15 protein-coding genes are annotated in these 15,096 nt (G+C 62.0%); 11 read left to right on the plus strand and 4 right to left on the minus strand.

From position 1 onward, the window contains the following. The first annotated feature begins 53 nt into the window (after positions 1-53). Positions 54-596 carry a helix-turn-helix domain-containing protein gene (locus I5961_RS06630; RefSeq protein WP_085700550.1) on the plus strand — a complete coding sequence of 181 codons (543 nt, stop codon included), beginning with the start codon at positions 54-56 and terminating at the stop codon, positions 594-596. Here the strand turns inward: I5961_RS06630 and I5961_RS06635 are convergent, their stop codons facing one another. Continuing rightward, entirely contained in the window at positions 597-1,616 is a 1,020-nt protein-coding gene (locus tag I5961_RS06635) for a DUF4917 family protein (protein WP_085700551.1), read from the minus strand. Between the two features lie 155 nt (positions 1,617-1,771). On the opposite strand from I5961_RS06635, the gene yiaY reads away from it, so the two are divergent. Beyond that, positions 1,772-2,920, plus strand: a complete 1,149-nt coding sequence (gene yiaY / locus I5961_RS06640) for an L-threonine dehydrogenase (protein WP_227234704.1) — start codon at positions 1,772-1,774, stop codon at positions 2,918-2,920. Here the strand turns inward: yiaY and I5961_RS06645 are convergent. Both I5961_RS06645 and I5961_RS06650 read right to left on the minus strand, forming a co-directional pair. Further along, positions 2,917-4,083, minus strand: a complete 1,167-nt coding sequence (locus I5961_RS06645) for an MFS transporter (RefSeq protein ID WP_227234705.1) — start codon at positions 4,081-4,083, stop codon at positions 2,917-2,919. The genes yiaY and I5961_RS06645 overlap by 4 nt on opposite strands. A 17-nt stretch (positions 4,084-4,100) precedes the next feature. Beyond that, the gene (locus I5961_RS06650) at positions 4,101-5,336 is read right to left on the minus strand and encodes an aminotransferase class I/II-fold pyridoxal phosphate-dependent enzyme (RefSeq protein WP_227234706.1); all 1,236 of its coding nucleotides are present in this window, start codon (positions 5,334-5,336) and stop codon (positions 4,101-4,103) included. Positions 5,337-5,567: 231 nt separating this feature from the next. On the opposite strand from I5961_RS06650, the gene I5961_RS06655 reads away from it, so the two are divergent. From I5961_RS06655 to I5961_RS06670, 4 genes are all read left to right on the plus strand, one after another. Next, on the plus strand, positions 5,568-6,476 hold the full coding sequence (locus I5961_RS06655) for a LysR family transcriptional regulator (RefSeq protein ID WP_085700555.1): 909 nt from the start codon (positions 5,568-5,570) through the stop codon (positions 6,474-6,476). A 103-nt stretch (positions 6,477-6,579) separates the two neighbouring features. After that, positions 6,580-7,773 carry a CaiB/BaiF CoA transferase family protein gene (locus tag I5961_RS06660; protein ID WP_085703840.1) on the plus strand — a complete coding sequence of 398 codons (1,194 nt, stop codon included), beginning with the start codon at positions 6,580-6,582 and terminating at the stop codon, positions 7,771-7,773. After that, positions 7,770-8,696 carry a hydroxymethylglutaryl-CoA lyase gene (locus tag I5961_RS06665; RefSeq protein WP_227234708.1) on the plus strand — a complete coding sequence of 309 codons (927 nt, stop codon included), beginning with the start codon at positions 7,770-7,772 and terminating at the stop codon, positions 8,694-8,696. Before I5961_RS06660 ends, I5961_RS06665 begins: the two co-directional genes overlap by 4 nt. 81 nt (positions 8,697-8,777) lie before the next feature. Further along, positions 8,778-10,109: an MFS transporter gene (locus I5961_RS06670; protein ID WP_085700558.1), complete on the plus strand. Its 1,332-nt coding sequence runs from the start codon at positions 8,778-8,780 to the stop codon at positions 10,107-10,109. A gap of 34 nt (positions 10,110-10,143) precedes the next feature. On the opposite strand, the gene I5961_RS06675 is transcribed toward I5961_RS06670, so the two are convergent. After that, complete coding sequence (locus tag I5961_RS06675; protein ID WP_085700559.1) at positions 10,144-10,632, minus strand: DMT family transporter; 489 nt, start codon at positions 10,630-10,632, stop codon at positions 10,144-10,146. 78 nt (positions 10,633-10,710) lie between these two features. Between I5961_RS06675 and I5961_RS06680 the strand changes: the two genes are divergently transcribed. From I5961_RS06680 to I5961_RS06700, 5 genes are all read left to right on the plus strand, one after another. Continuing rightward, positions 10,711-11,622: a LysR family transcriptional regulator gene (locus I5961_RS06680; protein WP_227234709.1), complete on the plus strand. Its 912-nt coding sequence runs from the start codon at positions 10,711-10,713 to the stop codon at positions 11,620-11,622. 147 nt (positions 11,623-11,769) lie between these two features. Next, the gene (locus I5961_RS06685) at positions 11,770-12,489 is read left to right on the plus strand and encodes a hypothetical protein (RefSeq protein WP_227234711.1); all 720 of its coding nucleotides are present in this window, start codon (positions 11,770-11,772) and stop codon (positions 12,487-12,489) included. Between the two features lie 3 nt (positions 12,490-12,492). Next, the gene (gene fos, locus I5961_RS06690; RefSeq protein WP_085700563.1) at positions 12,493-12,909 is read left to right on the plus strand and encodes a fosfomycin resistance glutathione transferase; all 417 of its coding nucleotides are present in this window, start codon (positions 12,493-12,495) and stop codon (positions 12,907-12,909) included. 60 nt (positions 12,910-12,969) lie between these two features. Further along, complete coding sequence (locus tag I5961_RS06695) at positions 12,970-13,608, plus strand: LysE family translocator (RefSeq protein ID WP_007957940.1); 639 nt, start codon at positions 12,970-12,972, stop codon at positions 13,606-13,608. A 77-nt stretch (positions 13,609-13,685) separates the two neighbouring features. Then, a complete protein-coding gene (locus tag I5961_RS06700; protein WP_085700565.1) occupies positions 13,686-15,035 on the plus strand; it encodes a bifunctional diguanylate cyclase/phosphodiesterase in 1,350 nt (449 codons plus the stop codon). Positions 15,036-15,096 lie beyond the last annotated feature (61 nt).

The following is a 15,096-nucleotide window of genomic DNA, read 5'->3' on the forward strand; positions in this document are numbered from 1 at the left end:
TGTGTCATTGGCAAGGACAAATCGTCTTTCCTTTGCTGGAATAATCGCTTCGCATGTCTATCCGTTTGAAATTATTGAGAAAAAAACTCGGCGTAACCCTTGAGGCGCTGGCCGAGAAATCCGGCATGACCAAGAGTTACCTGTCTAAGGTCGAGCGCGGCTTGAACACGCCGTCGATTGCCGCCGCGCTGAAACTGGCCAAGGCGCTGAACGTGAAAGTCGAGGAATTGTTCTCCGAAGACAACGTCAGCCTCGACAGCTACAGCCTGGTGCGCAGCCACGAACGCCAGTCGCTGGCGGCCAACGACCACAGCCCCGGCTACGCGGTGCTGGCCCATCAGGTCAGCGAGCGCAGCCTGCTGCCGTTCATCATTTATCCGCCGAGCGAATTCACCGACAAAACCTTCAAGGAACACTTGGGCGAGGAGTTTCTGTTCGTCCACGAAGGCCAGGTCGAAGTCGACTTCGTCAACGAAAGGGTTGTACTGGAGCGGGGCGATGCGCTGCACTTCAATGCACAGAAACCCCATCGCATCCGCTCGGTGGGCGAGGTGCAGGCGCAGTTGCTGGTGGTGGTGCACAGCAGCGAGGAATGATCAGTCCTCGACCGGCACTGACAGCTTCGGGTTGCCCAGGGCATGGGACTTCGAATCAAAGAACCGCAGTTCCACGCCGGTTCCGTCGAACACCTTCGCGTAATGCCGTTTCTGGTGCTGGATGAACGCCGCGCTGCGCGGGTAGATCGAGATCGCCACGGTCTTCGGTTTCGCCAGACGCAGGGCGCGCACAAGGTGGCTGTCCTGTTCGCCGAGGGCATGGCCGAAGATGCACAGGCTGCCGCCGTGACCGAGTAACTGGTCGTAGCAGAACGACAGGTAATCGGAACTGCGGATGGTCTTGAGCTTGTCGGCGCTCGGCCCTTCGTTGACGAACAGTGGCACGTCGTCGAGCGTCTTGAGCGTGTTGTTGATCGCGAAATTGCCGAGCAGCGTGCCCTCGGTGGCGGTCAGCTTGCGGGCGGTGCCGTCCTGGTTGCGCACCAGGTGCAGGCCGCCGTGCAGGTACAGCAGGCGCGGTTTTTCAGTGTGGCTGGCGCACAGATCGAAACTCGCATCGGGGCCGTTGAACAGGTCGTCGATCGCCTCGCCCTGATGTTGCAGGGCCCAATAATTGAGCAAGTCGTAATTGGTGGTGAACACCGTGCGATAACTTGCCAGTTCACTGTTCAGCGTCGCCAGGGTCGAGGCTTCGATCAGCCGCCACGGGATGTGTACCGCGTGCACGGTATTGATCAGCGCTTCCTTGATCGCGTAGTAGCGGTTGCGCGGCGCGGCCGAGCTGACGGCCAGCGCCTTGTTGACCCGGCTGGTGGTTTTCAGCGCGCCGAGTACCTGCTCGAAACTGCGCGTCTGCATCGCGTCGAACACGCTCAGTTCCGACGGGCTCAACGGTTTTTCTTCCACCGTGCGGGCGTTTTCGAACAGCGAGTCGTAGCCGAAGTCGTCCCACACCGCGCGACTGGCGCCATTGCCCAGCAGCAGACCGCTGAAGTCGGTGGTGGCGCGCAACGCGTTCCAGTCTTCGAGGGTGGCGTCGACATCCAGAAAATCAGTCATTGCAGGGCACGTCTCAAAACAAAGGGGCAGATGGACGGCGACTTTATCACGAGCGGGCATTGAGCCAGATCAACATCCGCCGTGACCGATCAGTCGATCCTGTGTGCACCCGCCGGATCGCAGAAGTCGATTTGGTCCCTGTCAGGAGTCGCGCCATGAGCAGCACCTTTTTCATTCCAGCAGTCAACATCATGGGCAGCGGCTGCCTCGACGAAGCCATGCTTGCTATCCGCAATTACGGTTTTCGCAAGGCGCTGATCGTCACCGACGCCGGGCTGGCCAAGGCCGGCGTGGCGACGATGATCGCCGAGAAACTGGCGATGCAGGACATCGATTCAGTGATCTTCGACGGCGCCAAACCCAACCCGAGCATCGCCAACGTCGAGGCGGGACTGGCGCTGCTCAAGAACAGCCGCTGCGATTTCGTGGTGTCGCTGGGCGGCGGCTCGCCCCACGACTGCGCCAAGGGCATCGCGTTGTGCGCGACCAACGGCGGGCAGATCCGCGACTACGAAGGCGTCGATCAATCGACCAAGCCGCAACTGCCGCTGATCGCCATCAACACCACCGCCGGCACCGCCAGCGAGATGACCCGGTTCTGCATCATCACCGACGAAACCCGCCACGTGAAAATGGCCATCGTCGACCGCAACGTCACGCCGCTGCTGTCGGTCAACGACCCGGCGCTGATGGTCGCCATGCCGAAAGGCCTGACCGCCGCCACCGGCATGGACGCGCTCACCCATGCGATCGAAGCCTACGTCTCCACCGCTGCCAACCCGATCACCGATGCCTGCGCACTGAAGGCCATGACCTTGATCAGTAACAACCTGCGCCTGGCCGTGCGTGACGGCTGCGATCTGGCCGCGCGGGAAAACATGGCCTACGCGCAGTTCCTCGCGGGCATGGCGTTCAACAATGCCTCGCTCGGCTATGTGCACGCGATGGCGCACCAGTTGGGCGGTTTCTACGATCTGCCTCACGGCGTGTGCAACGCGGTGTTGTTGCCGCATGTGCAGACGTTCAACGCGCTGGTCTGTGCCGATCGCCTCACCGACGTAGCCCACGCCATGGGGGCCGACATTCGTGGTTTCAGTCCGGAGGAGGGTGCAAAAGCCGCGATTGATGCGATCCGTTGCCTGGCCAGAGACGTCGAGATACCCGGCGGCCTGCGCGATCTGGGCGCCAAGTGCACCGACATTCCGGTACTCGCCGCCAACGCCCTGAAAGACGCCTGCGGCTTCACCAATCCGCGCGCTGCGGATCAACGGCAGATCGAGGAGATTTTCCGCAGTGCGTTTTAAGCGGACTGGCGATCGGGTGTGAACCTCGTGCAGAGCACCGCGCCCGCCGCCAGAAAGCAACACAGCAGCGACAGCGGCCACGCGTGTGGACCGGCCAGCAGGCTGGCCACCGCGCCGATCAGTGCGGCCATCAACTGGTGGATGAAACCGCTCAGGGCCATCGCGTAAGCGCCGGCAATCGGCGCTCCATCGTTGGCCCGCGAGAGGCTGATCGGATAGTTCAGCGACTGGCCGAACACGGCGACGCAGTAAGGCAACCAAAGCAGCCAGGCAACGGCGCTGGCCAGCAGGCTGCCAGCCAGCATTACCCCGCCTCCGGCCATCACCAGGCCCACACCCAACGCCATCAACCGATGCTGACCGGTACGCAGCACAAAGCGATTGACCGCCAGCGCCCCCAGAAAATACGCCGCACTGATCGGCCAGCCCAGCAACCCGTAGTCGGTCGTCGACCAACCGAACGGGCCTTGCAGAATCAACGGCGCAGCGCTGTTGAACGCGATGATCACGCCATAACCCAGACCACCCGCGAGCGCCGGCAGAATAAACGCCCGGTGGGTCAGAATCCTTCCGTAGACCGCCCAGGGCGACGCGGTTGCGGGTGCTTCGACAAGTTCCGGAAAGCTCAGGCGCGAGACAATCGCAGCCATCAACAGGCTGACCGCACCCAGCAGATAGAAAATCGCCTGCCAGCCCAGCGTCACCTGAATCAGCGAGCCGGCGTATTGCCCGATCCCGAGCGCGACAACGAACGAAATCGAAATCCACGACAACGCCTTCGCCAGCAGATCGCCCCGGAAACTGTCACGGATCAGCACCCGCGCCATCACTGAAATGCCGCTGGCGCCGATCCCCTGAAGCAGTCGCAACAGCAGGAACGACTCCAGCGTCGAACCCAGCGGCAACGCCAGGTTCGCCAGCCCGTAAATCCCCAGCGCCGCCAACAGCACCGGTTTACGGCCGATGCGATGCGCCAGACTGCCCCAGAGCAGCATCGGCAGCGCCATGCCGATCAGGTACAGCGACAAGCCCCAGGCCACCTGCGTTGCATCGACGTGCAAGTGCCCGGCGATCTGTGGCAACGCCGGCAGGTAAATGCTCATGCCCAGTTGGGCGAGGAACACGGTGGAGCAGGTGATGAGCAGGATGAGTCCGGGATTCATGAGTCGTCCGTGAAGGTTCAGCGGTCGCGATGGCCGCCGTGAGTCAGTAACAGTCCGGTGATCAAATCACAGAAGTGGTGGATCAGGGTCGATTCCATGTCGGCGCGCAGGGTCACGCGGATCGCGGCTTTACCTTGCGCCACCGCCGGGAAAAACACCGCGCTGGTGAAAAAGCCGTGTTCGGCCAGTTCAATGGCAATTCGAGTGGCCAGGGCAGCCTCGCCGCAGTTGATCAAACGGATGGCCATGGGGCTGCCGTGCTGTTCGGTGCTCACCAGACTGTCGAACAGGCGAATATTGCTCTGGAGCCGAATCTGCAACGCACGCAGCTCTGCACTGCGATGCAGCTGAATTGAGGCAAGGCCCGCACCGATGGCCGCGCGATTGAGGCTTTGCGACCCGTTGCTCGGCCCGCCGTAACGCTGAATCAGTTTCCTCTGCCGCTCATTGCCGAGCATCACCAGGCCGCCGCTGGCCCCGAACGATTTGGCCAGTGACGCGACGATCAGGCAGTCCTCATCCAGCGTCGGCATTCTTGGCCGTACAAGACCGGCACCGTTGCTACCCACCGCCGACAACGCGTGGGAGTCATCGAGATAAAGAAACAGGCCGTAACGCTCTTTCAGGTACAGCAGGCCGTCCAGATTGGCCACGCCGCCCATGCTGTAGGCACCATCGCCAACGAAGGCGACGGTTGAATGACGCTGGCACACCGACTCGAGAAAATCCATGTCGTTGTGTGGGCAGGTCAATACCTGGATTTCATCGGCGCAACTGGCCTTCAGGTGATTCATCGAATAGTGAGCCATACGATCGAACACCATCACCGGCGGGCGGTTGTGTGTAAACACACCGCTGGCCAATAACGGCAGGATCCCGGCACTTGCGGCGCTGCAGGACAAAGTGCTCAGACACACCGCGCCAAACAATTGCGACAGCTCGCTTTCGTATCGGTCGAGCAGCGCCAGTTTGCAGCGGTTTTTCGAATTGGCTACGCGCAGTGTGCCGGTTTCCCGTAACGCCGCGATGGCACCTTCGAGCAGGGCGGGGTGGTGATCGAGACCCAGATAGGACGTGGTGCAGAAATGATGGAACTGGCGCCCGTGTTGATCGAGCAACTGGTTGCAGCCTTTGACCTCAACATTGAGGGCGGCGACTTTTCCGGCTTCGGCGGCTTCCCAGTCGTGGTCGGCCAGCGCGATGACTTTGCGATAGTTGGTGAAGGTGTTGGCGGATTCCGGCGAGTGATTCATAGGCAGCTCTCCTTGAGCATGGCAATCCATGGGGTGTTTCAATTTGTGTGTGTTGCCAGACTTTACAGAGGGCGATGCGGGGTCAGAATCGGTTGTATCCGATAGCCTTGAGCGTTGTTTGAGTTTTTTTGTAGGGGAATGTAACCCTTGGTTGTAGGGCAATTGACTGCCTGCATCGAGAGCAACGCGGTTATCCTGCTGGGGTCCGCGAACCCTGTTAACGAGTGCCTCATGTTGCAGAAAAACCTGACCCGCCGCCTCGACCTGATCACCCTGCAACTGTTCGTCGCCGTGCACGAGGAAGGCACGCTGACCCGTGCCGCGTCCCGCGAGGCGATTGCCGTGTCGGCGGCGAGCAAGCGCTTGATGGAGCTGGAGGAAGCGCTGGGGATCAGCCTGTTCGTGCGTCAGGCGAAAGGCATGACCCTGACCCCGGCCGGCGAAACCCTGTTGCACCACGCCCGGCGGATGTTGTTCAACGTCGAGAAAATGGGCCTGGAACTGGGCGAGCACAGCCACGGTGTACGCGGCTATGTACGAATGCTGGCGAACCTGTCGGCGATCATTGAATTTCTCCCCGAGGACCTGCGTGACTTCGCCGCGCAACACCCGCAGGTCAAGACCGACCTCGAAGAACGGCCCAGTGCCGGAGTGATTCAGGGTGTGCTCGATGGCGTGGCGGATCTGGGTATCTGCTCCAGCGACAGTGATATCAAAGGCCTGCACAGCGTGTGCTATCGCCGGGACAAACTGGTGGTGGTGATGTTGCCCGAGCATCCGCTGGCAGTGCGTGAATCCATGGCGTTCAGCGAAACCCTCGACAGCGATTACGTCGGCCTGCATGCCGCCAGTTCGATCAACATGCGCACCCACGCCGCCGCGCGGCAGGCCGGCAAGGTGCTGCGCATACGCATTCATGTGCCGGGTTTCGATGCGGTGTGCCGGATGGTGCAGGCCAACATGGGCATCGGCATCCTGCCGCAGCGGGCGTATGAATTATTTGGTCGGGCGCTGGGGTTGCAAGCGGTGCCGCTGACCGATGGCTGGTCGGATCGCGACCTTATCGTGGTGGTGCGTGACGAGGCCGGGTTGTCGCCCGTGAGCCGGATCCTGTTCGAGCATTTGCGCGCAGCCGGCTGAGCGTTCGCGTTTGGCGAACGCCCGTTGCCGAGTGACGGCTGGATTGCAGTCATGACGTTCCTCTAGCCTTGGCCGCAATTCCAAGAACAAGAGGTACCCCGCGATGACTGCCCCTCTGAGTGCGATCAAAGTGATCGAAATCGGCACCCTGATTGCTGCGCCGTTTGCCGCGCGCATGCTCGCCGAATTCGGCGCCGAGGTGATCAAGATCGAAGCCATGGGTCAGGGCGACCCGCTGCGCAAATGGCGCAAGCTGCACGAAGGAACGTCGCTGTGGTGGTACCTGCAATCGCGCAACAAGAAATCCCTGGCGCTCAATCTGAAATCCGGCGAAGGCATCGAACTGGTCAAGCAACTGGCCCGTGATGCCGATGTGATCATCGAAAACCTGCGCCCCGGCGCCCTGGAAAAACTCGGCCTGGGCTGGGACGTGCTGCACGCGCTCAATCCCGACCTGACCCTGGTGCGCATTTCCGGCTATGGCCAGACCGGCCCTTACCGCGACCGCCCCGGCTTCGGTGCGATCGGCGAGGCCATGGGCGGCATTCGCTACACCACCGGTACCCCCGGTTCGCCACCGGCGCGAGTCGGTGTCAGCCTCGGCGATTCGCTGGCTTCGCTGCACGCGGTGATCGGCGCGCTGATGTCGCTGCTGCGGGTCAAGACCGGGCAGGGCGGCGGGCAGGTTGTCGACGTGTCACTGGCCGAAAGCGTGTTCAACGTCATGGAAAGTCTGGTGCCGGAATACGACATGCTCGGCCATGTCCGCGAACGCAGCGGCGGCGCGTTGCCGGGCATCGCACCCTCCAACACCTACCTCACGGCCGATGGCGCCTACGTGGTGATCGCCGGTAACAGCGATCCGATCTACAAGCGCCTGATGCAGGTGATCGGTCGGGATGATCTGGCCGACGCCGAAGAGTTCGCCCACAACGACGGCCGCGCCGCGAAGAGCGGTCTGCTCGACGCCGCCATTACCCACTGGACCAGCAGCCTGCCGATCAATGATGTACTGGCGGCGCTGGAAGCCGCCGAAGTGCCGGCCGGCCGCATCTACTCGGTGGCCGATATTGTTGCCGATCCGCACTATCAGGCCCGGGACATGTTGCTCGACGCCGAACTGCCCGGCGGGGCGAGCGTGAAGATGCCGGGCATCGTGCCCAAACTTTCGGAAACCCCCGGCGGGGTGAACTGGTCGGGCCCCGGCCTTGGTCAGCACACCGACGGCATTCTCGCAGGTCTCGGTCTGACCGCCTCGGACATCGAACGCCTGAAAAGCCAGGGGGTGGTGCAATGATCAGCGATTACTCGCAGACCCTGATCGTCCAGGAAGTTTCGCCCCGGGACGGCCTGCAAATCGAACCGACCTGGGTCGAAACCGAAGACAAGATCGCCCTGATCGATCAGCTGTCACAGGCAGGATTCAGCCGCATCGAGGCCGGCTCGTTCGTCTCGCCGAAAGCGATCCCGGCCCTGCGTGATGGCGAGCAGGTGTTCAAGGGCATTCAGCGTCAGCCGGGGGTGATTTACGTCGCGCTGATTCCCAACCTCAAGGGCGCGCAACGGGCGCTGGAGTCCGGCGCCGATGAACTGAACCTGGTGATGTCCGCCAGCCAGACCCACAACCTGGCGAACATGCGCATGCGTTGCGAAGCCTCGCTGGCGGCGTTCGGCGAAATCGTGAGTTTCGCCAGCGGCTCGGGCGTGCGGCTCAACGGCAGTGTCGCGACGACCTTCGGTTGCCCGTTCGAAGGTGCGATCGACGAAGACCGTGTATTGCAAATTGTCGAGGCCTATCAGGCGCTCGGCATTCAGGGCATCACCCTGGCCGACACCACCGGCATGGCCAATCCGCGACAGGTCGATCGACTGGTGCGACGGGTATTGCAGCGCGTTTCGGCGGCGGACCTGACCCTGCATTTCCACAACACCCGAGGCCTGGGTCTGTGCAATGTACTGGCGGCTTACGAAGCAGGTGCCCGGCGTTTCGACGCGGCGTTGGGCGGGCTCGGCGGCTGTCCGTTTGCACCGGGTGCGTCGGGCAATATTTGCACCGAAGACCTGGTGAACCTCTGCGATGAAGTCGGCATTCACACCGGCATCGATCTGCCGCTGCTGCTGAAACTGTCCCGTGGTTTGCCCGCGCTGCTGGGCCACGAAGTGCCGGGGCAACTGGCCAAGGCCGGACGCAATTGCGATCTGCACCCGATCCCCACCTGATTTCACACGCTCACCGACTCACCCGAACCAGACAACAACAACAATCGGACGCCCACCGGCAGTCCGCCTGGAGAAAAAACTATGAGCCTCAATGTTATGGAGGCGGGCGCGAGCCCGTCCGTCGATCACGACGCCGAAAAAGCCCTGGTCAGCAAGGTCGCCTGGCGCCTGATGCCGTTGATCATGGTCTGCTACCTGTTCGCCTTCTTCGACCGCATCAACATCAGCTTCGCCAAGTTTCAGTTGCAGGCCGACCTGAGCCTGAGTGACACCGCCTACGGTCTCGGTGCCGGTCTGTTCGTTGTCGGTTACGTGCTGTTCGAAGTGCCGAGCAACATGATGCTGTACAAGGTCGGCGCACGGCGCTGGATCGCCCGGATCATGATGTCCTGGGGCGTGGCGACGGCGCTGATGGTGTTCGTCACCAGCGAATGGCAGTTCTACGTGCTGCGCTTTCTGATCGGGGCGATGGAGGCCGGTTTCGCCCCCGGCGTGCTGTATTACCTGACGCTGTGGTTCCCGCAGCACTTCCGTGGCCGCATCACTTCGATGCTGTTCCTGGCCTCGGCGTTTGCCGGATTGGTCGGCGCGCCGTTCTCCGGACTGGTGCTGGAACACCTCGACGGCGTGCTGCAAATGCGCGGCTGGCACTGGTTGTTCCTGCTTGGCGGTGTGCCGTGCGTCGGTCTGGGTTTTCTGGTGCTGACCTTGCTCAAGGACCGCATCGAGGACGCTCACTGGCTGACCCCGGATGAGAAAAAACTGTTGGCCAGCCGCATCGCCCATCACGAACCGCACAAGAGTGGCGGTTCGTTGCTGGCGGCGCTGAAGATTCCGGGTTTCCTGACGCTGGGGCTGATCTACTTCCTGATCCAGGTCGCGTCCTACGGCCTGAATTTCTGGGCTCCGCAACTGATCCGCAGTGCCGGCACCGAAAGCCCGGTGATGATCGGTCTGCTGACCTCGATTCCTTACGTTTGCGGTGCGATCAGCATGGTGGTGATCGGTCGTCTGTCAGATGCCACGGGGGAGCGGCGCAAGTTTGTCGCGGGGCTGGTGGTTGTCGGCGCCATCGGCTTCTTCAGTGCGGGGATTTTCGCCAGCCACACCACGTTCCTGATCGTCGCCCTTGGATTGCTGGGCGCCGGGATCATCGCGTCGATTCCGAGTTTCTGGACCCTGCCACCGAAGTTGCTGGCCGGCGCTGGAGCCGGTGCGGCGGGCGGGATTGCGGTGATCAACACCCTGGGGCAGTTCGGCGGCATCGTCAGCCCGGTAATGGTCGGCCGGATCAGGGATCTGACCGGCAGCACCACACCGGCGTTGTATGTCATCGGCGTGGCGGCGCTGATCGCGGCGGCGTTGCTGTTGTGGGGCTTGCCGCAGAAGCTGCGCACGCTGGACAAGTACTGAGATCACGGGCTGGTCGTTCTTGTAACGCGAACGATCAGCTCGCCGCTGACAGGGACCTGGCAGCCGAGTCACCAAACTGAATCAGCACCACTCCAGCCATCAACAACACCGCGCCGAACAGGCGCGGCAAGGTCAGATGTTTCTCCACCAATCCGAACAGGCCAAAGTGATCCAGCACGATTGACGTGATCATTTGCCCGGCCAGGGCCAGCGCCAGAAATCCCGACGCCCCCAACTTTGGCAGCAACACCACCGCCAATGCGACAAAGCACACCCCGAACGCGCCACCGGTCCACATCCAAAACGGCAGCTTGCTGGCGAGGGCCAGCGACGGCAACGGCAGGCGCAGCGCGACAATCACCGGCAACAACACCAGCACGCTCACCACAAGCGAGGTGAGCGTTGCCCACAGCGGATGCCCCAACCCCCGCGCCAGATTGATGTTGATCGCACTCTGAAACGGCACCACCGCACCGGCGAATACCGCCAATAACAGCAATCCGACCCACTGCATCGTCCCCATGACCGTTCTCCTGCAAGGTTTTGCTGGACTCTAGGGTATTCGTCGCGCAGATTTAAATTCTGTTTTGATATTCGGAACATGCATCGAATGAATGATCTGCGCCGCATCGATCTCAACCTGCTGGTGATTCTGGACGAGTTGCTGAGCGAGCAGCATGTGACCCGCGCTGCCGAGCGTCTGCACCTGAGTCAACCGGCGGTCAGCCACGCGTTGGCGCGCTTGCGCGACTTGCTCGGTGATCCATTGCTGGTGCGTGCCGGTTCGGGGCTGGTGCCCACCGCGCGAGCGCTGGAGCTGGCGGCACCGCTGGCAGAAACCCTGGCTCAGGTGCAATCGCTGCTGGCGCCGAATACCTTTGATCCGGCCAGCGCCCGTCGGACCTTTCGCCTTGCGATGTCGGACTACGGCGCGGCGATCATCCTGCCCGGACTGATTCGCACCTTGCGCGCGGAAGCGCCGGGTATCGATCTGCAAATCAGTCACGCCAGCCGCGAAGGCATGGTCGAAGGTCTGCTCAACGGCGACATCGATCTCGCTGCCGGTGTACTCCCTGAGTTGCCCGGTGAACTGCGTAGCACGCCGTTGTTCGAGGAACGCTACGTCTGCCTTCTGGATCGCCATAGCCTTCCCGCCGGAGGTGTTCTCGACCTGCCAACCTATCTCTCCCGTCCCCATGTCCTGCTGGAAATGCGCGGCAGCGGCACCCCGGAAATCGAACGCACCCTGACCGCCCTGCGCGAACGCCGCCGCGTCGCCATCAGCCTGCCGCACTGGAGCGTCGCGCCGCAGTTCATCAGCGGCACGGACCTGATCCTGACCGTGGCCTCGCGGGCGTTGAATGAGGTGCATGACGACTCACTGATCGTCGTGCCGCCACCGTTTGAAATCGCGCCGTTCACGTTTGTCTCGGCGTGGCACAAACGGCGCGGCGGGGATCAGGCGTTGAACTGGTTGAATCGGCGGATTGAGCAGGGGATAGTGCGCGGCTGAAAAATATCAAGGAGTGGGGCGTGAGTTCTGAGGTAGCGGGATGGTGCTGACAGCCCTTTGCTACGACGGAAAATCCTACGTCTTGCCTAAAGGTTTCAAAGCCATCGAGTGATACAGAGCCAACGCGACTTATTTCAAGGAAGAACAATGCTCAGCCCAACCCGACTTTTCATCGCCCTCGGTTTTATGGCCGTCGCCACTCAGGCCCATGCCGCCTGTGAGATAAAGAAATTCGACGGTCACTCCCTGTCACGCTGCAAAGTGTGGCCGGCCTTCCCGGACAAGGCGATTTCGGCGAAGTCCACATTCGTGTCCGACTCCGAAGGTGATCACGACGGCGTGTTCGATCTGGAGTTGTCGCTCCTCAACGCCGCGAATGCCAAGCCGTTGGCGACTTACGCCAAGCCCGGAGCCTACAACTCCGATGCCATTCGTTTCGAGGATCTGACCATCGACACGGCTCGCTATCGCCTGGCGTCCGACGTTCGCGCATTTGGCCTGCGTTCGACGTTTGCGGATCAGCTTTCCCGGGCCAACCCCTACGCAAAAACCGATCTGGCGCTGTATGTGCGCGAAGGCAGCAAGTTGCGCCCGGTGCTGGAAGGTCTGGTCATGCGCAAGGAGTTCGGCGAGGGTACGGGGGAGTGCGAAACCAGGGACACGAAAATCCTCAGGACCTTGGAAATCGGCCCATCCAGCCATAATGGCCTCGCTGACCTGATCGTTTCCTCAAGTGGTGTGGTGTACACCTCGACCCAGTCAGGCAAAGAGTGCGTTTCCAAAACCACCGACCTGAAGAAAACCCAAATCACCCTGACCTACGACGGCAAGCAATACACCATTCCCGAAGACCTCAGAGGTTACTGACCGATGCTCACCGGCCTCAACCACCTGACCCTCGCCGTCAGCGACCTGGACCGCAGCCTAGCGTTCTACCGCGATGTGCTGAAGCTGCACGTCGAGGCAATCTGGGACGGCGGTGCCTACCTGTCGCTCCCGGGCCTGTGGTTGTGCCTGTCGCTTGATCCGAAGCGCCATCCCGAGCCCGCCGCCGACTACACCCACTACGCCTTCAGCATTGGCGCTGCGGACTTTGCGCTGTTCGTGCAGCAGCTTCGTGCCGCCAACGTGCAGGAATGGCGCGACAACCGCAGTGAAGGCGCGTCGTTCTACTTCCTCGACCCGGACGGTCACAAGCTCGAAGCCCACGTCGGTGATCTCGCTTCGCGACTGGCCGCGTGTCGGCAAAAGCCCTACGCGGGCATGCGTTTTTTCAACGAGCCGTGAATATCCACAAACCGCTGGGATAGACTGGCGGCCACGTTTTCCGGGACTTGCAGGTTTTCCATGACTCCATCGTTGCTAATGGCCGTGCTGGCCTCGGGTTTCATCTACGGCATCACGCCGGGGCCGGGTGTGCTGGCGGTGTTCGGCATCGGCGCCGCACGTGGGCGGCGGGCCGGGGCGGGGTTCTTGTGCGGGCATCTGCTGGGCGATGTGATCTGGTGCAGCACCGCGTTGATTGCGATTGTCGGCGCCCGGGAAATCGGCAGCACCGCGTTCGATGTGCTCGGCGTACTCAGCGGCCTGTACCTGTTCTGGCTCGGCTGGCGCGCGGTGCGGGCCAAGCGCAGCAACGGCGAACAGCCGCAGGGTGCGGCGCGTCAGCCGTTCTGGCACGGCATCCTGTTCGGGCTGACCAACCCCAAGGCCTACCCGGTGGCGGTGGCGACGTTCACTGCGTTGCTGTCGAGCCGCGCCGAACTGCTTAACTGGTCGATGCTGCCGATGCTGATCGCCTTGAGTTTCCTCGGCGGATTGCTCGCCTACGCTATCCTCATTGGCATCGTCGGGGCGCGGCAGGTGCGTACGCTGTATCAGCGCCACGAACTGGCGATCACCCGGTTGTGCGGGATCATGTTCATCGGTTTTGCCATCAACGCGCTGGTGCATGCGCTGCCGGGGTTGATGCCGAACAAGGCTTGAAAACAGTCGCAGGGATGCGAGGTCGAGGTCATGGATGGTTGAACAGTGCTGCATTGCCCGGACACCTACGCTGAACCATGGAAAGCCGAAATTCCGCGCCGCTGGCGAGTTACATCGATCTGTTGCTGGACGCCGTTTGCGCGGTCGACAAGCAAGGTCGTTTCGTATTTGTCAGTGCGGCCTGCGAGCGGATTCTCGGTTACACGCCTGACGAACTGATCGGCCAGGCGATGATCGACTACGTCTACCCGGCGGATCGTGAGCGCACCCTGGCCGCCGCCAGCGACATCATGGGCGGCGAACCCAAGCTCAATTTCGAAAACCGCTATGTACGCAAGGACGGCAGCGTCGTGCACATTCTGTGGTCGGCGCGCTGGTCGGAAGTCGATCAACTGCGCATCGCCGTGGCCCGTGACATTACCGAACGCAAACTGGCCGAATCCCGACAGGCGGCGCTGTACGCGATCTCCGAAGCGGCCCATGCGGCGGAGGATCTGCTGGCGCTGTTCAAGCGCATCCATATGATTATTGGCGAGTGGCTGCCGGCGCTGAATTTCTCCGTGGCGCTGTACGACGAACATTGCGCGCAGTTGAACTTTCCCTATCACGTCGACGATAACGAGTTGCAACCGGAGCAACCCGGCACCGTCACCGGGCGCTTGTGTACGGAAGTGATTCGCAGCGGCCAGCCGATCCTCCTGACCCCGGATTGCCCACACGCGCCGCCGGAGTTCGCAGCGCTGGTAGCCGGTCAGCAATCACCGTGCTGGCTCGGCGTGCCGCTGAGTTCGAAAGACCGCACCATCGGCGCGCTGATCGTCAAAAGCCTGCCCGGCGGCGAGCGCTACACCGAGCGCGACAAGGAATTGCTGCAATACGTCTGCGCCCAGGTCGCCACCGCCATCGAACGCCAGCGACTGCACGCTCGTCTGCGGCGCATGGCGCAATACGATCAACTGACCCAATTGCCCAATCGCGAACTGCTGCGCGACCGCCTCAAGGCTGCGCTGAGCCGTGCGCGGGAACAGTCCGGGCACATGGCGCTGCTGTATGTCGATCTGGATCGCTTCAAACAGGTCAACGACACCTTTGGTCATGGGGTCGGTGACATGCTGTTGCAGACGGTGGCCAACCGGCTCAAGGGCTGTGTGCGCGAAACCGACACCGTGGCGCGGATCGGCGGCGACGAATTCGTGGTGCTGTTGCACAGCGTCCACGCCGCCGACGATGCCGACAGCGTGGCGGAAAAAATCCGACAGGTACTGGTGCAACCCATGCGCCTGGACGGGCACAACCTGCACATCGAACCGAGCATTGGCGTGGCCCGTTACCCCGAGCATGGCGACGAGGAACAGCAACTGTTCCGCCACGCCGACCAGGCCATGTACAGCGCCAAGCGCCAGAATCATCGGCGGCTGGACAGCTGATTGGCAGTTCACCGTTCGTCGCGGCAACCGCAACTTTTCTAAACCTTTGGCGGTGAGGAAA

The organism is Pseudomonas sp. IAC-BECa141 (assembly GCF_020544405.1).
Classification (GTDB): domain Bacteria; phylum Pseudomonadota; class Gammaproteobacteria; order Pseudomonadales; family Pseudomonadaceae; genus Aquipseudomonas.